Source organism: Shewanella electrica, assembly GCF_022321485.1.
Classification (GTDB): Bacteria; Pseudomonadota; Gammaproteobacteria; order Enterobacterales; family Shewanellaceae; genus Shewanella; species Shewanella electrica.
In genome coordinates this window covers 60,562-78,616 of sequence record NZ_JAKOGG010000006.1, presented here as the reverse complement: position 1 = coordinate 78,616, position 18,055 = coordinate 60,562, and the positions used below count along the sequence as shown (strand labels likewise).

Annotated in this window: 16 protein-coding genes; 9 read left to right on the top strand and 7 right to left on the bottom strand. The window is 49.6% G+C overall.

All coding sequences use genetic code 11. The features are described 5' to 3' along the window. Nucleotides 1-42: 42 nt before the first annotated feature. On the bottom strand, nt 43-384 hold the full coding sequence (locus L9G74_RS10900; RefSeq protein ID WP_238896357.1) for a hypothetical protein: 342 nt from the start codon (nt 382-384) through the stop codon (nt 43-45). Between the two features lie 298 nt (nt 385-682). Between L9G74_RS10900 and L9G74_RS10895 the strand changes: the two genes are divergently transcribed. Further along, nucleotides 683-1,612, top strand: a complete 930-nt coding sequence (locus L9G74_RS10895; RefSeq protein WP_238896355.1) for an alpha/beta hydrolase — start codon at nt 683-685, stop codon at nt 1,610-1,612. A gap of 68 nt (nt 1,613-1,680) precedes the next feature. Here the strand turns inward: L9G74_RS10895 and L9G74_RS10890 are convergent, their stop codons facing one another. The 5 genes from L9G74_RS10890 to yoaA form a co-directional block, all read right to left on the bottom strand. Beyond that, complete coding sequence (locus L9G74_RS10890; RefSeq protein ID WP_438944560.1) at nt 1,681-2,214, bottom strand: DUF6702 family protein; 534 nt, start codon at nt 2,212-2,214, stop codon at nt 1,681-1,683. Continuing rightward, nucleotides 2,204-4,678 carry a M1 family metallopeptidase gene (locus L9G74_RS10885; RefSeq protein ID WP_238896354.1) on the bottom strand — a complete coding sequence of 825 codons (2,475 nt, stop codon included), beginning with the start codon at nt 4,676-4,678 and terminating at the stop codon, nt 2,204-2,206. The genes L9G74_RS10890 and L9G74_RS10885 overlap by 11 nt, the downstream gene beginning before the upstream one ends. A 580-nt stretch (nt 4,679-5,258) precedes the next feature. Next, nucleotides 5,259-6,152 (bottom strand): radical SAM family protein, encoded by an 894-nt coding sequence (locus tag L9G74_RS10880; protein WP_238896352.1) that lies wholly within the window; start codon nt 6,150-6,152, stop codon nt 5,259-5,261. After that, complete coding sequence (locus tag L9G74_RS10875; protein ID WP_238896351.1) at nt 6,149-6,877, bottom strand: hypothetical protein; 729 nt, start codon at nt 6,875-6,877, stop codon at nt 6,149-6,151. Before L9G74_RS10875 ends, L9G74_RS10880 begins: the two co-directional genes overlap by 4 nt. A 600-nt stretch (nt 6,878-7,477) precedes the next feature. Continuing rightward, nucleotides 7,478-9,445 carry a DNA repair helicase YoaA gene (yoaA, locus tag L9G74_RS10870; protein ID WP_238896350.1) on the bottom strand — a complete coding sequence of 656 codons (1,968 nt, stop codon included), beginning with the start codon at nt 9,443-9,445 and terminating at the stop codon, nt 7,478-7,480. A 563-nt stretch (nt 9,446-10,008) separates the two neighbouring features. Between yoaA and hisG the strand changes: the two genes are divergently transcribed. Genes hisG through hisIE form a run of 8 tightly spaced genes read left to right on the top strand, consistent with a single transcriptional unit; the run spans nt 10,009 to nt 17,251 of the window. After that, nucleotides 10,009-10,908, top strand: coding sequence for an ATP phosphoribosyltransferase (hisG, locus tag L9G74_RS10865; RefSeq protein ID WP_238896348.1), 900 nt, complete (start codon nt 10,009-10,011; stop codon nt 10,906-10,908). Between the two features lie 5 nt (nt 10,909-10,913). Continuing rightward, nucleotides 10,914-12,236: a histidinol dehydrogenase gene (gene hisD, locus L9G74_RS10860; protein ID WP_238896346.1), complete on the top strand. Its 1,323-nt coding sequence runs from the start codon at nt 10,914-10,916 to the stop codon at nt 12,234-12,236. Then, complete coding sequence (gene hisC, locus L9G74_RS10855; protein WP_238896345.1) at nt 12,215-13,282, top strand: histidinol-phosphate transaminase; 1,068 nt, start codon at nt 12,215-12,217, stop codon at nt 13,280-13,282. Before hisD ends, hisC begins: the two co-directional genes overlap by 22 nt. 43 nt (nt 13,283-13,325) lie before the next feature. After that, a complete protein-coding gene (hisB, locus tag L9G74_RS10850) occupies nt 13,326-14,393 on the top strand; it encodes a bifunctional histidinol-phosphatase/imidazoleglycerol-phosphate dehydratase HisB (protein ID WP_238896343.1) in 1,068 nt (355 codons plus the stop codon). Next, the gene (gene hisH / locus L9G74_RS10845; RefSeq protein ID WP_238896342.1) at nt 14,393-15,073 is read left to right on the top strand and encodes an imidazole glycerol phosphate synthase subunit HisH; all 681 of its coding nucleotides are present in this window, start codon (nt 14,393-14,395) and stop codon (nt 15,071-15,073) included. The genes hisB and hisH overlap by 1 nt, the downstream gene beginning before the upstream one ends. Continuing rightward, nucleotides 15,070-15,807, top strand: coding sequence for a 1-(5-phosphoribosyl)-5-[(5-phosphoribosylamino)methylideneamino]imidazole-4-carboxamide isomerase (gene hisA, locus L9G74_RS10840; protein WP_238896340.1), 738 nt, complete (start codon nt 15,070-15,072; stop codon nt 15,805-15,807). The genes hisH and hisA overlap by 4 nt, the downstream gene beginning before the upstream one ends. Next, the gene (gene hisF, locus L9G74_RS10835) at nt 15,789-16,586 is read left to right on the top strand and encodes an imidazole glycerol phosphate synthase subunit HisF (RefSeq protein WP_238896339.1); all 798 of its coding nucleotides are present in this window, start codon (nt 15,789-15,791) and stop codon (nt 16,584-16,586) included. Before hisA ends, hisF begins: the two co-directional genes overlap by 19 nt. A 14-nt stretch (nt 16,587-16,600) precedes the next feature. Then, nucleotides 16,601-17,251, top strand: a complete 651-nt coding sequence (hisIE, locus tag L9G74_RS10830) for a bifunctional phosphoribosyl-AMP cyclohydrolase/phosphoribosyl-ATP diphosphatase HisIE (RefSeq protein ID WP_438944559.1) — start codon at nt 16,601-16,603, stop codon at nt 17,249-17,251. Between the two features lie 110 nt (nt 17,252-17,361). On the opposite strand, the gene L9G74_RS10825 is transcribed toward hisIE, so the two are convergent. Further along, entirely contained in the window at nt 17,362-17,895 is a 534-nt protein-coding gene (locus tag L9G74_RS10825) for a cell division protein ZapC (RefSeq protein ID WP_238896338.1), read from the bottom strand. Nucleotides 17,896-18,055: the final 160 nt, after the last annotated feature.

Below are 18,055 nucleotides of genomic sequence, written 5' to 3'. Positions count from 1 at the left end.
TATTACTTCCCTACTTCAATAAAACAGTCACACCCATCAGCTTTAATGCCGCCCTAAGTGCTTTTCAATCAAGTCAGCAATTTTTAACTCTAACAACTCTTCAAAACGTGCAATCGCCAAACCTTGCTTAGCAAAATAGATGGTGGCCTTGTCGGTTGAAAGATTCTTGCCACCGAGCTGATATTGGATCTCTGGCAGCTTTTTGTCATAACGCGGGATAATCGCCCAATCCATTGACGCATAAGCGAGTTTTTCAAACTCGGTCTGGGCATAGCGACAAAACTCTTCGATATATTCCACACCTGTTGGCCCCAAACAGCCCGGCTCCACTCGATAGGTTACAGTGATACGAAACTTATTATCAGCACTGTTTTGATCCGTCATAACGTCCGCTCGTTGTTGGCGCTGTATGGCGCTGTTAGATTTTATTGGCATAGCTGTAATAGCAATTATAGGAGTAATAGCTGCCAACAACTGAGCGATTGTCAGCGCGGCAACAGGTTACAATTTCTTAGGCTACCTAACTACTACTGATTAGCAAGGATTGATACCACACTTGTGCGGCGGCGCAGTTGAATATGTTGATATTGTTTACCATTTAACCGCTAGACGCCATGGCTTGCGTTCCACATACTGGCAAAGTTGCTTCGCTCACATCACTTCGTTCATGTAAGGGAATATTATGAAAACGTTGATAGCTACCGCTTTACTTATCGCCAGCAGCAGTGCGCTTGCCAGCCCCAGCGAAACCGAAGTCACCTTAGCCACCACCACCGGCGCGTTAACTGGCAGCTTGATCAAAGCAGATAACGACCAAGGCACAGTGGCGTTGATTATTGCAGGCTCTGGCCCCACCGACCGTAACGGCAATAATGCCTTAATGCAGAACAACAGTTTGCAACTGCTGGCTGAAGGTTTGGCAACCCAAGGGATTTCGTCACTGAGATACGACAAGCGCGGCGTGGCCGCCAGTTTAGATGCTGGGCCATCAGAAACCGATTTGCGCTTTAGCACCTATGTGGATGATGCGGTACTGTGGCTCGATTATTTGCGGCGAGAACAACACTTCAAAAAATTGGTGATTATTGGTCACAGCGAAGGCTCGCTGGTTGGCATACTCACAGCGCAACAAACGCCTGTCAGCAAGCTGGTGTCTATTGCCGGTGTCGGTGTTTCCGCCGCCAAAATTATCCGCGTCCAACTCGAGGCGCAGCCAGAAGTGGTAAAAGAACAAGCCAGCCCGATTCTCGCCAAGCTAGAGCAAGGGCAAACAGTGGCCGAGGTACCAACTATGCTTAATGCGCTGTTTCGGCCGAGCGTGCAACCTTACTTGATATCTTGGTTCCAATACGACCCCGCCAAAGAGATTGCCAAGCTACAACTCCCGCTACTGGTGCTGCAAGGCTCACACGATATTCAAGTTGATACACTGCAGGCAACACTGCTAGCCGATGCCAACCCGCAGGCGCAAAAAGTGGTCATTGATGGCATGAACCACATACTCAAACTTGCCCCGCAAGATAGACAAGCCAACATTCAAACCTATAACAACCCCGAACTTCCGTTAGCCGACAAGGTCGTCAGCAGTATCAGCGAGTTCATTAAAAAATAGCGCGGATAAAACGACAAAAAGCAGCTGTCACTACAGCTGCTTTTTTATGGCCGAAGGTGCAATGCATGCTAATGCTGTGCATCAAACTCCACGCTTAACAGCTCCACGTTATCGCGGAATGTTAGCGTTTTAATGTCACCATGGCCTTCAACATTTAAGGTGTTGATCTGCGCTGGCCACAGATCGCGCAGCGCATTATGGCGAATGGTTAAGCCTTGCAGATTTGGTGGCTCGGCGGTTTCCTGATAGACCCAGAAAAACTTGCCTTCAATTTCATAACCCACCGACTTTAACTGCAACGGCGCACCGTTGGCATCCAGCAGCTCAAAACGCGCCGCAACATAATCAGCAAATTGCTGTTGCGTCTTGTCGTCACCGAGAATGTCAGCCTTTTTATCGAACAGCGCTTTTACCGCATGCTCGGCATCGTGCAGGTTAAAACGGTGCATCACCTCAATGTTCTGCGTGTGGGTATTGAACAACACCGTGGTGATGGCGGCTTTGATTTGATGCGCAGCAGCGAGCTGCGCCATCAACATCAGCAACAATGCCGAACCAAGCTGTACGCTCAGGCGAATATAGCGCGGCGGCTTATTCGTCATGCTTGGCGTCCTTGTTCTTGTCATCGTCTTCGGTCTTCAGCTCGGCTTTACTGTCTTGCATCAGATCCATATTCACGCGACCGTCGCCCTTCTTATCTTTATACGCTTCAATACGTGACGGAATAATGCGGCGTGGGTAGTAGTTGTTTTCTACGTCCACATCAGCGGTTTCCCAACGCGGATCGACAGTCACACTCACCAGTTCTTTATCCTTGTCGGTCACAATCAGCTTAGATACCGCTTTCGGGCTGCGACGCCAGATTTCTGCTGGAATGCGCACCGACTCTTTGGTGCCATCGGCAAAATCCAGTTCTAACAGAATTGGCATCACCAAACCGCCCAAATTACTAAAATCCATCACATAGTAATTTTTATCTTCTCTGACTGCGCGCTCCAGAGTTTGGCGCTCCCATGGTTCCAAATCTTTCAGGAATTCACGGTACTTATTGCGGTCTTTGTTGGTCACAGTGAATTGGTCGTTTGTGTCGTAGAAGTCTTTAATATCTTCAAAACGATCCACCCACAGCTTGCGGCCTTCGTTACGGTTACGCTCGTCGGTCAACGACAGCGGCTTGTCGAGTTCCGCTTCACGTTGGCGCTGCAAATCGATGTCTGGATTTTCGGTGTCCAGTCGCAATTTGTAGACGCGGTCGATAGAGATATCCACGTGATCGGTGGTGTAAAACCAGCCACGCCAGAACCAGTCCAGATCCACACCAGAGGCTTCTTCCATGGTGCGGAAAAAGTCTGACGGCGTTGGCCGTTTGAACATCCAACGCTGGGCGTATTCTTTAAAGGCAAAATCAAACAGTTCACGGCCAAGAATGGTTTCGCGCAAAATGTTCAGCGCAACCGCTGGTTTGGTGTAAGCGTTCGGGCCGAGGTGCAGTACGGAGTCGGACTGGGTCATTACCGGCACTTGTGACGAGCCTTTCATGTAACCCACAACATCACGCGGCTCCACACCCCAAGGGATTTTTGGGTCCCACTCGCGGCCAGCAACGCCATCCAAGAAGCTGTTTAAGCCCTCGTCCATCCACGTCCATTGGCGTTCATCCGAGTTAACCACCATCGGGAAATAGTTATGGCCGACTTCGTGGATCACCACCCCGATCAGAAAACGTTTTTCTGATAACGAGTAAGTACGCGAACCATCATCTTGCAGCTCGGTACGTGGGCCGTTGAACGAAATCATCGGATATTCCATACCACCTACCGGGCCGTTAACTGACTGCGCGGTTGGGTACGGATAGTTAAAGGTGAAACGGTTATACACATCCAGCGTATGTACCACGGCTTCAGTGGAATATTTCTTCCACAAATCGCCGCCCTCTTTCGGGTAGAACGACATCGCCATTACATGTTTTTGCGGGCCGCCCTGCTCAACGCCTTTGGCATCCCACATAAATTTACGTGAGGAGGCCCACGCAAAATCACGCACGTTGTCGGCTTTAAAGCGCCACGTTTTAGTTTTATCAGTACCCGCTTTTTCGTTTTCGAGCGCTTCTTCCTCGGTCACGATAAATACTGGACGCTTAGCGGTTTTAGCTTGCTCAAGACGATCGCGTTGCGTGCTGGTCAGCACATCTTTCGGGTTTTGCAGCACACCGGTGGCCGACACAATGTGATCGGCTGGCACGGTCATCGACACGTCGTAGTTACCAAACTCCAAGGTAAACTCACCGCGGCCTAAAAACTCTTTATTGGTCCATGCTTCATAGTCGGTGTACGCCGCTAAACGTGGGAACCACTGCGCCAACAGGAAGATATCATTGCCGCCTTCGCGCTTATCATCAGGGAAATGCTCGTAGCCAGAACGCGCAGATACCGCATCTTCTTCGACAATGTTGTAGCCGTAATCGATGGAGAATTTAACAGACTTGCCGGACTTGAGCGGTTCGGCCAAATCGATACGCATCAGCGTGCCCACAATCACATAGTGCAGATCGTCGCCGTCACTCTTAACCGAATTGATTTGGAAACCCAGCTCGTGATCCGCCACAAAATGCTGGCGACGCAGTGCACCCAAGCTCAGTTTTGCTGGTTTATCATCACTGGCGGATTGCGATGCTGGGCCACGGCCGCTATTGCCACCAAAGGTTTCCGTCAACGCTGACATGGAATCAGGGCGGAATTTATTTTGATCCAGTTGGATCCACAAATATTTCAGCGTGTCTGGCGAGTTGTTGTGGTAAGTGATTTTTTCAGACGCATCAATACGCTTTTTGTTCTCGTCGAGTTTGGCGTTAATCACGTAGTCGACTTGTTGTTGCCAGTATTGATGACCCGCCTCGCCTGCGGCGTTGCGGTAAACGTTCGGGGTTGGCAGCACTTCGTCTAGTTGTCGAAACTTATCTTCGAAGTCGCCTTTAGTTTGTTGAATTGCTGCATAAGTCGCTGGCACGTGTACGAGTAAACCTAGTACCGGCGCTAACCATAGCAGACGCGTTGGGCGCGTTCTCATTATGTGTCCTTATCAATCGGGGGCTTAACTAAGGGCGTTATGTTATAACATTTTTAACATCGACAGGCCGGATATATGGCAAGGATGGGTAACTAATTTGTAACAGAATGGAAATGTGGGGCGAGCAGTAATACTCGGGGATTAGCAACCTGCGGTTGCATGGCTGAATGGCTGGCGCCATTTCACGCTAACGCGTGGGAAAGATTATCACTGCGTGATTGCAACCTGCCGTTGCGAAAGTCGTGGAACTACTCGTTCCACACCAGAGCCAAAGGACGATGCTCGTCCCTCGCCCTTTGGAAACCCGACGACGCCCCACGGCGTGAAACGCTACGGCGCTTCTGGTTTGCCATTTTCGCAAATCGCTCTGATTCGTCGTCCCTGACTCACCATCGCTTCTCGGTATCCATACCTCGATTACTCAATGTCTGCCCAACGCACCTACGCCACGCCGAAGGGGAAATCGGAGTTGCCTGAATGTTTAGGGTTCACACACGGTTTACAGCAGAAAATTTTTATGGGAACCATTCCATATATTTATAAAAAAACGATTTTAACACCATTATTAGTTGCATCCTTTTTATTCACAAACGCCACACTTTATACAATAACCATTAGGGTCTGAATCTTTATAATTTGCTGGATTTGGCTTACCTAGTATAAAAGAGTTTACACAACTAGACTTTTTGAAAACATTAAGACCACGATATGATAGTGCATCGCAAAAATCGTTCATTTCAATGGATGTATTAAGTTCATAAGTTTCCCCGGAAGTACAATCCAACACTTGTTTGCATAAGTTATCACTACCACTAGCAGTTATTATATTATTGATGGAAAGCTTATTTTTAATTGTACTGTCTAGGAGCAAATCTCCCACAACACAATGCCTAATTCCACTATCGAGCAATGCTAAAGCGATTTGGTTCACTTCTAAATCTGTAATGCCTTGAATAAATGGCTTAACCATTACATTTGTCGCAATACCAGCATCATTGAGAAGTCTAACACTATTTAACCTTTTAACTGGCATGTCAGAATATGGTTCGATTAGCCTAAAATTTTCAATTGAACTAATCGATGTGGAGTACATTAAATGTCCATGATATCGATTCACATTAACAATTTCTTCCAGTATATCTTGATGCAATTCATATCGGCTCATGATTTGAATTGGGTTTCTAAGCTCTGCAAGTTTTTTTAACCAATTCATCGAGTGGTAACACAAGTTTTTACTATACCGAGGAAAAGGATCTCCCCATGCACCAATTGAGATGATTGAACCATCTTTACCGTGCTGAAAGGCTGCATGAGAGTCTAGGTAGAGGAGAACTTGATCTATATCGAAACCATTTTTTACCGCTTTCGTTGTATAGCCTTTATCATATATATAACAGAAGTGGCATTGAGCATTGCAACCTAATATTGGACTAATGAAAACACGACCTCTTTCATAATCTGGTTTACGTATCACTTACTTTCTTCCCAAAGTTTAGAAAAATACTTACTCCAATAGGAATAACCTTCTCCTCTGGAAAATTCATAAGATATAGTTTGCTGACTGGATAAACCTTTTAAGTATGGTCCTACGTAAACTCTCTCATCTACTTTGAAGTAAAAATCCAATGGTAACGCGTCGTAGAAACGAATTTCAATATTAAATTTTTTTGATTTTGCTTTCAATGCTGCAACCCAGGAAGCCAAATCTTCTAACGATTTTTTAGTTGACCCTGTCAATAAATCTTCTCGTTGGTCGACAAAATCCAGTATTTTTGAATCTGGATTTATAGTCAAAATTTTAATGCTTACCCCTTTTTGTAAAAGAGTTTCTATCTCTTCAGACTTTGCCTCCCTGAAAGATTTAAGTCCAAACGCCACAATTTCTATGGTTTCATTACACTGCAACAGAGAAATATTAGTAGCTGTATTCATCTCTGCTCTAGTTCTGTAGATTGCTTCAACTCCCCAACGGTCAATAATTTCGCTTCTTCTTTGACTTCTCAGCATATACTCTGAAGTTAAAAACATTATGATGTTACTAGCCAATATTGAGCAAGCAACACTGATCTGAATATTTTTCCAATCTGCAAATTTATCAGTATAAAGGAGCGACGTAGCAATCAGAACAACTGAAACAAGCAAAGTTATCGTTGTAATTGTCTTAGTACTCCAGCGCTCTCTTGAGCTAGCACTCATCATTTTTATTACCTCATAATGAAAATATAGTCGTGTTGACGAGGGTACTAATGCTACCACCGAAATTAAATTATTAAATCATCGTCTACTCACTAAGTAGATACAAGTTCACATTACGATTTCATCTCCACCACACTGAATCATCGGGGAAAATAGGCCAATTAATGACAATAGAAATGCCCCTGAGCCTTTAAACTAGGACCTTTTTGAGCATAAAGCTTTCACCGGATTGATCTTCAGCAAACACGAATTTCACAGGATAACGCCGAGAATATCCAGCACATGCGGACTTGTGGCCGTCGCCAGCATGGCGAATATCGCGCAGCGATGTGCTTATGAGCGCGAGCCGAGGATGACGAGCTGGCCAATTACATGGATGTAATTGGCTGGCGTCGAGATTACAGAGACGTACTTGCATCGTGCCACATGGCTGCATGTGCATTGGCCGTTCTTGGACGTCCTGTCCTCCACGGCATTAATGCATCCATGCATGTCCCCACCGCAGGTGATTAACCACTTCAAAACAATCAGCAAATGAGTTGCTGTCAAAAAGCTTCCCAACGTTCAGCCAACACAACCAACCCATAAATCAAATGATGAATATCATTTGATTTGCTCCAAAAAATGGACAACACGTGCCATCTCACGCGTCCTCGCCATTGGTGGCAGTGAGTTTAGAAATGCGGCGCCGTAGTCGCGGTTGACGATGCGGTTGTCGCACAGGATCAGCACGCCGGCATCTTGTTCATCACGGATGAGGCGGCCAAAGCCTTGTTTCAGGGCGATGACGGCTTGCGGTAGCGAAATGTCGCGGAATGGGTCGCCGCCGCGTTGGCTGAGGGCATTGGCACGAGCGCGGTAGAGATTATCGTCGGGTGACACGAACGGCAGTTTGTCGATGATGACGCAAGATAGTAGTTTACCGCGGACGTCGACGCCTTCCCAAAAACTGCCGGTGCCAAGCAGCACGGCGTTGCCGAGTTGGCGAAATTTTTTCAGCAGGCTTTGTTTACTGGCTGTGCCCTGCACGAGCAACGGGTAGTGGCAGCGGCCTTGCAGCGCGCGGGCGGTTTTTTCCAGCATGCGGTGGCTGGTGAACAGAATAAAAGTGCGACCTTTGGCGGCGTTGATGGCCTGCATGCAGATCTCTAACCAGCGCGTAAATTGATAATCGCTGTTGCTGCGCACATCACCCAGTTGCCGTGGCACACAAAACAAGGCGTTTTGCTGGTAGTTAAATGGGCTGTCAAGGATCAATTCATCGCACGCTTTTAAGCCCAAGCCTTTGCTGAAGTGCGCGAGCGATCGGTTAACCTGCAACGTGGCGGAGGTGAACACCCATTTTTTGTCGGCATTGAACAGCGCTTGGCACTCTTTGGTGACGTCAATCGGTGCCATGCGCAGTAACGGCAGATCTTTACTTGGCTCAATGGTGTACGCCGCTTGCGGGTTGTCGCAGGCGAGAAACTGATTGAATTTGCCAGTGAGTTCTTGCCACTTTTCAAAGTAGTCATCGAGGTCATCATGGCGACCAACGTTACCGAGCAGCACGCGTTCAAGGCTGTGAAACTCATCTAGCATTTGCCAGCTTTGGCTGGCGAGGGTTTTGTCGGCCAGCACCATGCGCCAATCTTGCAAGTCGCGGTTAGTAAGGCTCATGCCCCAATCGCGCAAACGCGTCATCAGCCGGCGAATAAGTTCACCCAGTTGTGGCGTATCACGAAACTCGGCTTCATAGAGTTTTTCCATCCGTTCGAGCATGCGATACAAGCTGTTGAGCGATAACTGCTGACCAAAATAACTGACGGCGATATCGGGCAGTTGGTGCGCTTCATCAAACACCAGCGCATCGGCATCGGGCAACAGCTCGGCAAAGCCGGTGTCTTTTAACACCCAATCGGCAAAAAACAGGTGGTGGTTGACCACAATCAATTTGGCATCAAGGGTTTTTAGGCGCGCTTTGCGGGTAAAACAAGCATCGTAATGTGGGCAACGTTTGCCGGTGCAGCTGTCTTTGGTGGAGGCCACCAGCGGCAAGGCGTGCGATTGTTCCGACACGCTGGCGATGGTGCCGAGATCGCCATCGGTAGTCGACGCCGACCATAGCTGAATACGCAGCAGATCATCCAATACCCGCTCATCGAGCGATTGCGCGCCGTTAAGTTGTTGCTCCAGCCGCAGTTGGCACAAGTAGTTGTTACGGCCTTTGAGCAGCGCCACTTTGGGGGAGATTTGCAGCAGTTCCAGCAGCGCTGGAATATCTTTATAAAACAGCTGCTCTTGCAGGTTTTTACTGCCGGTGGAGATAATCACTTGCTGACCAGAGAGCAACGCTGGCACCAGATAAGCAAAGGTTTTACCCACGCCAGTGCCCGCTTCTAGCACTAACGGTTTGCTTGTCTGTTTATCAGATAGCAAGCCCGCCACCGCTTGCGACATGGTGACTTGTTCATGACGAATTTTGTAACCACGCACGCCGCTGGCGAGCGCGCCATTGTCGGCAAATATACGGGCGACTTCTTGTTGCAAGCGATTGATAAAAAACTCCGGCCAAATGCAGCGTGGTAACAAATACAGTGCTGAATTATCGCTTTTTATACGGCGACCACAAGTGTTTAGCGGCGGTTGGCTGTTGCTGGTGCTTTTTAGCCGCAAGCAGCGCGTGTTTGAGGCACGCGATTAGCCGCTGCAAGTTTGCAAGGCATTGATCATTCGCGGCAAACTGCACGGTCTATTTTAAACACGCGCCACCCTACGAAATGGCGGTATCAGCTAGCCGCCGCCTGCAAGCTTTTATGAGTGAATGATGAAAAATGCAAAATTGGGGGTTGCAAATTAAGTTTCAACAGATTAACTTAACCATCACATTGTTGCTGCATAGCAGTAAACATCAAAGAATTTTACTTAATTGCACCGCGATTAAGTTGATAAAACAGGATTTAGTTACATGACTCAGTTCCAGTTCGGCAACCACCACCATCACCATCATAAGCGGTAGCCTTCGGAGCTGACTGCCGAAGGTGCATTCCTTCTGGCGGTTGATTCAAGATCACTTATAACCCTCGGAAGGAATTCCGGGGGTTTTTTGTTATCTGGTACCAAATTTACGAATCAACAATCAGGGAAATAGCACAATGACAACATCGAAACGCATCAGAATCGCCATCCAAAAATCCGGGCGTTTGTCGAAAGAATCGCAACAGTTACTGAAACTGTGCGGTGTTAAATTTAACGTGAATGAACAACGTCTTATCGCTCACGCTGACAACATGCCACTGGATCTACTGCGCGTACGTGACGATGATATTCCAGGCTTGGTGATGGACGGTGTGGTTGACCTCGGTATCGTCGGTGAAAACGTTCTGGAAGAGGAACAACTGGAGCGCGAAGCTTTAGGCAAAAACGCCGAAGTGAACAAACTGCGCCAACTGGATTTTGGTGCGTGCCGCCTGTCACTGGCAGTACCAAACGAAGTGGAATACGACGGCCCGCAAAGCCTGCAAAACATGCGTTTGGCGACCAGCTACCCTAACCTGCTGCGTCGCTACATGAACCAACAAGGCATTGCTTATCGCGATTGCATGCTGAAAGGTTCAGTAGAAGTGGCGCCACGTGCAGGTTTGGCCGACGGTATCTGCGACTTGGTATCCACCGGTGCCACCCTCGAAGCCAACGGCTTATATGAAACCGATGTTATCTTCCGCTCAATGGCCTGCTTAATCCAATCCAATCAAACGCAAGACCCCGCTCAACAAGCCCTTATCAACAAACTGATGAGCCGCATCAACGGCGTTATCCGCGCCCGTGAAAGCAAATACATTCTGCTGCACGCCCCAACCGATAAACTGGACAAAATTGTGTCACTGCTGCCAGGGGCAGAAAACCCCACCGTATTGCCACTGAATGACGACACCAACCGCGTTGCCATCCACGCAGTAAGCAGTGAAGACCTGTTCTGGGACACCATGGAAGAACTGGAAGCGTTGGGCGCCACTTCAATTCTGGTGATGCCAATTGAAAAAATGATGGGGTAAGTGCGATGGAATTGCTGAATTGGGATCAGTTGGACAGTGCGGCACAAAAAGCCGCGCTAACCCGCTCACCACTGGTGGGTGACCAACAATTAGAAGTGACGGTGAGCGAGATTATCGACACTGTGATTGCTAAAGGCGACACCGCCCTGCGTGACTATGCCGCCCGTTTCGATAAAACGCAGATCGACAACATCCAGTTATCGACGGCTGACATCGACGCCGCTTGCAGTCGCGTCAACGATGAGTTGAAGGCCGCCATTCAACTGGCGATGCAAAACATCAGCACCTTTCACCAAGCGCAAAAGCCAACGCCGATTGCCTTAGATACCCAACCGGGCGTCCGTTGTGAGCTACGCAGCGAAGCGATTGAAGCTGTGGGTTTGTACATTCCCGGTGGCAGTGCGCCGCTGATCTCTACCGTGATGATGTTGGCGTTGCCTGCAAAAATCGCTGGTTGCGACCGTCGCGTGCTGATCAGCCCGCCGCCGATTGATGACGCCATTGTTTACGCAGCCACTCAGTGCGGCGTCAATGAAATCTATCAAGCTGGTGGCGCGCAAGCGGTCGCCGCCCTCGCCTTTGGTACTGAAACCATTAAGCCCGTCGACAAAATCTTTGGCCCAGGCAACCGCTTTGTGACCGAAGCAAAACGCCAAGTGTCACAAGACTCGCGCGCTTGCGTCAGCATCGACATGCCAGCAGGACCATCGGAAGTGTTAGTGATTGCCGATAAAGATGCCTCGCCTGCGTTTATCGCCGCGGATCTGTTATCGCAAGCAGAGCACGGCCCAGACTCGCAAGTGATGTTGGTCACCGACAGCCAAGCGTTAGCTGAAGCGGTAGAAGTTGAGCTGAATCAGCAATTGGCGCAACTGCCACGGGCAGAGATTGCCACTCAAGCGCTGTCATGCAGCCGCACCTTGCTGGTGAACAACATGCAGCAAGCCGCTGCCGTATCCAATCTGTATGGCCCAGAGCACTTGATCATTCAAACCGCTGAGCCACGCGAAGTGTTGAAATATGTGCGCGCCGCTGGTTCGGTATTTCTAGGACGTTTCACCCCAGAATCTGTCGGTGACTATGCCAGCGGCACCAACCACGTATTGCCGACTTATGGTTATAGCCGCACGGTATCTAGCCTGAGCTTGGCCGATTTCTCCCGCCGCTTTACGGTGCAAGAGTTGTCTGCCACTGGCTTACAAAATTTAGGACAAGCCGTCATGACGCTGGCCGCCGCCGAGCAGTTAGACGCCCACAAAAATGCCGTTGCGCTGCGGTTGCAGGCGATTGAAACTGAAGCCGTCACATGGTCGGAGCAATTGAAATGAGTACGCTGAATCTGGCTGAGCGTTTGGCTCGCCCTGAATTACTGAATTTAGAACCCTACCAAAGCGCCCGCCGTATTGGTGGCCGTGGCGATATCTGGATCAATGCCAACGAAAGCCCGTTTAACCGCACGGAGTTGGCGCGTTTGAACCGCTATCCAGAATGCCAACCACCAGAATTGATTGAGGCGTACAGCAAATACAGCAAAGTGCCGGCGGCTAACATCGTCTGTGGTCGCGGTGCGGATGAAGCGATTGAGCTGTTGATCCGCGCCTTCTGCGTACCCGGCCGCGACAGCATCGCCATCTTTGGCCCGACTTACGGCATGTACAGCATTAGCGCCAAGACCTTCAATGTGGGCGTTAATGCGCTGAGTCTGACGGAAGATTATGCGTTGCCAGCGGATGTCAGCGGCGTAAAAGGCTGCAAGTTGGTGTTCATCTGTAACCCCAACAACCCAACGGGCACCGTTTTGAGCGTTGAACGCATCGAGCAAGTGTTGCAACAACTGCCCGAGCAACTGGTAGTGGTGGATGAAGCCTATATTGAGTTCTGCCCGGAATACAGCGTGGCCAACTTGCTGGCAAGTTACCCAAATCTGGTGATCTTGCGCACCCTGTCCAAAGCCTTTGCCTTAGCAGGCGCTCGCTGTGGCTTTTTGATGGCAAATACCGATGTTATCAACATCATCATGTTGGTGATCGCACCCTATCCAGTGCCACTGCCAGTATCCACCTTGGCGGTAAATGCACTCAGCGATGCCGGCATCAGCAATATGTTGGCAGATGTGGAGTTGCTCAAAGCCCAAGGCAAACGCTTGGGTGATGCCTTAACTGAACTGGGTGCCAACGTGGTGCCAAGTGGTGCGAACTTCCTGCTAGCGTATTTTGATGATGTGGCAACGGTCAGCAATGGTTTGAAAGAGGCGGGGATTGTGGCGCGGGCGTATCGCGACCCTCGCTTAGTGGATGCGATTCGTTTCAGCTTCACCAATGAAGCCGAAACCAACCAAATTATTGCCGTGCTGCGTAATATTTTAAACAAATAAGAACAAAATTAGCCGCTACAGCGGCAAATAAGGTGAACACCCTATGAGTCAGAAAATTCTCTTTATCGATCGCGATGGCACCTTGGTAGAAGAGCCGCCGGTCGACAAACAGTTAGACCGCCTCGATAAGCTGGCGTTTGAGCCGCAAGCGATCCCCGCGCTGCTAAAGTTAATGGCCGCAGGCTACCGCTTGGTGATGGTATCGAACCAAGATGGCTTGGGCACCGATTCCTTCCCGCAAGCGGATTTCGATGCGCCACACAAGCTGATGATGCAGATTTTTGAAAGCCAAGGCGTGAAGTTTGATGACGTGCTGATCTGCCCACATTTTCCCGGCGATAACTGTAGCTGCCGCAAGCCAAAATTGGGCTTAGTGAAAGATTACCTCACGGCTGGCAAAGTGGATTTCACCACCTCGGCAGTGATTGGCGACCGCATCACTGATGTGCAACTCGCTGACGCCATGGGGCTGCAAAGCTTCCAGTACAACCGCGACACGCTAGGTTGGGACGATATCTGTCAACAACTGCTGAATCGCGGCCGCCAAGCGGAAGTGGTACGTACCACCAAAGAAACTGACATTCGCGTCAAAGTGGATTTGGACAACGCCAGTGGCAACAGCATTAATACTGGGATTGGCTTTTTCGACCACATGCTGGATCAAATCGCCACTCACGGTAACTTTACCCTGAGCGTACAAGTGCAAGGTGACCTGCACATCGACGATCACCATAGCGTGGAAGACACCGGTTTAGCGCTCGGCGATGCGTTGCGCCAAGCCTTGGGTGACAAACGTGGTATCGGCCGTTTCGGCTTTAGCTTGCCGATGGATGAAGCCAGTGGCGAATGTTTGCTGGATCTGTCTGGCCGTCCGTTTATTAAATTCAGTGGTGAGTTTGAGCGTGATGCGGTTGGCGGCATGGCAACAGAGATGGTGCCGCACTTTTTCCGTTCATTTGCCGACGGTTTACGTTGCACACTGCACATTGGCTGCACTGGTGCCAACGAACACCACAAGGTAGAAGCGCTGTTTAAGGCGCTAGGGCGTGCCCTGCGTCAAGCCATCAAAGTGGAAGGCGACGCACTGCCATCAAGTAAAGGAGTGCTGTAATGACTAAAACGACAGCAGCGACCGTGATCATCGATACCGGCTGCGCCAACTTAAGCTCAGTGCGGTTTGCGTTTGAGCGTTTGGGCGCCGATGTATTGGTGACTGACGATGCTGATGCCATTAAAGCGGCAACGCGGGTGGTATTGCCCGGTGTGGGTAGCGCGCCAGCAGCGATGAACTCGCTGAAGCAGAAAAACCTGATGGCGCTGGTACAAGGCTTAACACAACCCGTAATGGGCGTATGCCTTGGCATGCAGTTGATGACCAGCAAATCCACCGAACAAGGCGCTATCGCCGCCGATACGCCATGCTTAGGCTTAATCCCGACTGAAGTGCGCGCCTTGGATACTCAAGGTTTACCCACGCCCCACATGGGCTGGAACCAACTAACGCCCGTGCTGAAAAACGGCCAAGTGCACCCGCTGCTTGAAGGCATCAACGCCGGTGATTTTGTTTACTTTGTGCATTCATTCTGCGCGCCAGTGAGCGAATACAGTATTGCCACCAGTGAATACGGTGAAGTATTTAGCGCGGCGATTGCCGACGGCAACTTTATGGGGCTGCAATTTCACCCAGAAAAAAGCGCCGCAGTGGGTGCTAAAATGCTGGCAAACTTCCTCAAATTGGACAGTGACAGCTTAGCGGCTTACAACGCACGCGTGATCGGAGGTGCCGCATGATCATTCCTGCAATCGATCTGATTGACGGTCAAGTTGTGCGCCTGTATCAAGGCGACTACGACCAACAAACCACCTTTGATTTAAGCCCGCTAGCGCAGCTGCAATCTTATGAAGCACAAGGTGCTAAACAACTGCACTTGGTGGATTTAACTGGCGCCAAAGACCCCGCCAAACGCCAAACGAAACTGATTGCCGAATTAGCCGCTGGTTTGAACACCCCACTGCAAGTGGGCGGCGGTATTCGCTCGGTCGAACAGGTCGAAGAGTTACTGGCATGCGGTGCTTCGCGGGTAGTGATTGGCTCGTTGGCGGTGCGCGAACCTGAGCTAGTTAAAAGCTGGTTTGTACGCTTTGGTGCCGAAGCCATCTGCTTAGCGCTGGATGTGAACATCAACGCTGACGGCGAGAAAATTGTGGCGGTTCACGGCTGGCAAAGTGGCGGCGGTAAAACGCTGGAATCATTGGTCGCCGAGTTTGCGCCGGTAGGATTGAAACACGCGCTGGTGACCGATATTAGCCGCGATGGCACCATGACCGGTGCCAACAATTCACTTTATCAAGAGCTAGCAGAGAAGTTTCCAGAAATCCTATGGCAAGCATCGGGCGGTATAGCCACCTTGGACGATGTCGCCGCAGTGCGCGACAGCGGCGCCAGTGGCATCATTATTGGCAAAGCGTTACTCACCAATCAATTCAGCGTACAGGAGGCAATCACATGCTGGCCAAACGCATAGTTCCCTGCCTCGACGTAAAAGCAGGCAAAGTGGTTAAAGGTGTGCAATTCCGTAACCACGAAATTGTTGGCGATATTGTGCCATTGGCACAACGTTACGCCGAAGAAGGCGCTGATGAGCTGGTGTTTTACGACATCACCGCCAGTGCCCACGACCGCGTGGTCGATAAATCTTGGGTAAGCCGAGTGGCGGAGCGCATCGATATTCCGTTCTGCGTGGCTGGCGGGATTAAAACTATCGAACAAGCACGAGAAATTCTCGCCTTTGGTGCCGATAAGATTTCGGTCAACTCCCCTGCACTGTCTGATCCAAGCTTGATCCGTCGTTTGCACGACGAGTTTGGTCGTCAATGTGTGGTCGTCGGTATCGACTCCTTCTTTGATGCCGACAGTGGCAGCTACAAAGTCAAACAATTTACCGGTGATGAAGCCGCTACCCGCGATACCCAATGGTATACGCTCGATTGGGTGGAAGAAGCCCAGAAACAAGGCTGCGGTGAAATCGTATTGAACGTGATGAACTCTGATGGTGTGCGCCAAGGTTATGACTTAGTGCAGCTCAGTAAAGTACGTGCCGTATGTGATGTGCCATTAGTGGCCTCGGGTGGTGCGGGCGCCATGGAGCACTTCCGCGACGTATTTGTTGAAGCACAAGTAGACGCCGCGCTGGCCGCCAGCGTGTTCCACAAAGGCATCATCCCGATTCCCGATTTAAAGCAGTATCTGCGTGAACAGCAGATCTGCATTCGCGCTGATGACCGCCATCAGCGCATCGCTTAATAACAGGATTTTCCATGGAAACTGAAACTCTATTTGCAATGACCACCGAGCAGCAACAAACGCTGCTGGCTGGCATTGATTGGCAAAAACAAGATGGCTTGGTGCCAGTAGTGGTGCAGAACTACTATTCCGCCAAAGTGCTGATGCTCGGTTATATGGACCAAGCAGCACTGCAAGCGAGCTTTGATAAACAGCTAGTGACCTTCTTCAGCCGCAGCAAACAACGCTTGTGGACCAAAGGTGAAAGCTCAGGCAACCATCTGCAACTGGTGTCAGTGGCGGTGGATTGCGACAACGACTCGCTGCTGGTGCAAGCCGTGCCAGTTGGCCCAACCTGCCACAACGGCACGGAAAGTTGCTGGGATGGTGAAGAGGTGCATCCATTCGTGCATGAATTGGAAACCTTAATCCATGGCCGTAAAAATGCTGACCCAAGCAGCAGCTATACCGCCTCACTGTTTGCCCGTGGTACCAAACGTATTTCGCAAAAAGTGGGCGAAGAAGGATTAGAAACTGCCTTGGCAGCAGCAACGCATGATAAAGAAGAGTTGGTGAACGAAGCCTCAGATTTGATCTATCACTTGCTGGTGCTGTTGGAAGACCAAGAGATGAGTTTGGCGCAGATCCACGCCAATCTGGCTAAGCGTCACCGCAAAGCAAAATAAGCCGCTAGAGATCGTTTACGGCGATCGATGTGCAAGATCAACAAAGGCGATCATTATGATCGCCTTTGTTATTTCCAAACCATTAACATCTACGCAATATGTGCGTTGATTTATGCGGCCACAATCTGCTGCTGGGCGCGTAACGGATGCAATCTATCGTGCATCACTTTGATGGTATCAAACCGCTTTAGCTGCTTGCTGTCGCTCAAGGCGCAGCATTCATCGAGCAACATCACCAACGATGCCTGCAGGCTGGTCTCTACCACCAACACCAATACACGGTCACCGTTACAGCGTAAATCAAACAGTTTGCCGGGCTCACTGTAAACGCAAACGTCGCTCGACTCAAAGAACCAGGATTTAGGCATCTGCGGTTTTTGCATAAAACGCGCAGCGGTGGCGTTTAGCGCAACCTGCACTAGATAGGCGTCTGCCAGTGACATACGCTTGCCTAACCGCTCGACAATGTCCATGTAATAACGGGCATGTTCAACATCGAACTCAGCAGCGCTGAATGCATCAGGGATCAACACCTTACTTTTATAAGGAGTTAGAAACTCCATATCGGCACCCAGAGATATACTTAACGCATCGTACGAAGCGTTATATCCCCACTGCCAAGTTTTATCAGGCATTAATAACATAGCGTAATCCGTTCGGCCTTATTATTTATCCAATGTCAATTTAGCTGGTAATTTAATCAATTTCAAAATTAAGCTGCTATTATTTGACCAAGATTACAACAGTTTAGATAAAATTTCCAAAAAATATTTTTATTTAACAAGATCTAAAAAGGATCGCAAT

Bases quoted from the DNA above. Each gene is read 5' to 3' on its own strand.
- L9G74_RS10900 (WP_238896357.1), bottom strand. From the start codon at position 384: ATGACGGATCAAAACAGTGCTGATAATAAGTTTCGTATCACTGTAACC.
- L9G74_RS10895 (WP_238896355.1), top strand. From the start codon at position 683: ATGAAAACGTTGATAGCTACCGCTTTACTTATCGCCAGCAGCAGTGCG.
- L9G74_RS10890 (WP_438944560.1), bottom strand. From the start codon at position 2,214: ATGACGAATAAGCCGCCGCGCTATATTCGCCTGAGCGTACAGCTTGGT.
- L9G74_RS10885 (WP_238896354.1), bottom strand. From the start codon at position 4,678: ATGAGAACGCGCCCAACGCGTCTGCTATGGTTAGCGCCGGTACTAGGT.
- L9G74_RS10875 (WP_238896351.1), bottom strand. From the start codon at position 6,877: ATGATGAGTGCTAGCTCAAGAGAGCGCTGGAGTACTAAGACAATTACA.
- hisG (WP_238896348.1), top strand. From the start codon at position 10,009: ATGACAACATCGAAACGCATCAGAATCGCCATCCAAAAATCCGGGCGT.
- hisD (WP_238896346.1), top strand. From the start codon at position 10,914: ATGGAATTGCTGAATTGGGATCAGTTGGACAGTGCGGCACAAAAAGCC.
- hisC (WP_238896345.1), top strand. From the start codon at position 12,215: ATGGTCGGAGCAATTGAAATGAGTACGCTGAATCTGGCTGAGCGTTTG.
- hisB (WP_238896343.1), top strand. From the start codon at position 13,326: ATGAGTCAGAAAATTCTCTTTATCGATCGCGATGGCACCTTGGTAGAA.
- hisH (WP_238896342.1), top strand. From the start codon at position 14,393: ATGACTAAAACGACAGCAGCGACCGTGATCATCGATACCGGCTGCGCC.
- hisA (WP_238896340.1), top strand. From the start codon at position 15,070: ATGATCATTCCTGCAATCGATCTGATTGACGGTCAAGTTGTGCGCCTG.
- hisF (WP_238896339.1), top strand. From the start codon at position 15,789: ATGCTGGCCAAACGCATAGTTCCCTGCCTCGACGTAAAAGCAGGCAAA.
- hisIE (WP_438944559.1), top strand. From the start codon at position 16,601: ATGGAAACTGAAACTCTATTTGCAATGACCACCGAGCAGCAACAAACG.
- L9G74_RS10825 (WP_238896338.1), bottom strand. From the start codon at position 17,895: ATGTTATTAATGCCTGATAAAACTTGGCAGTGGGGATATAACGCTTCG.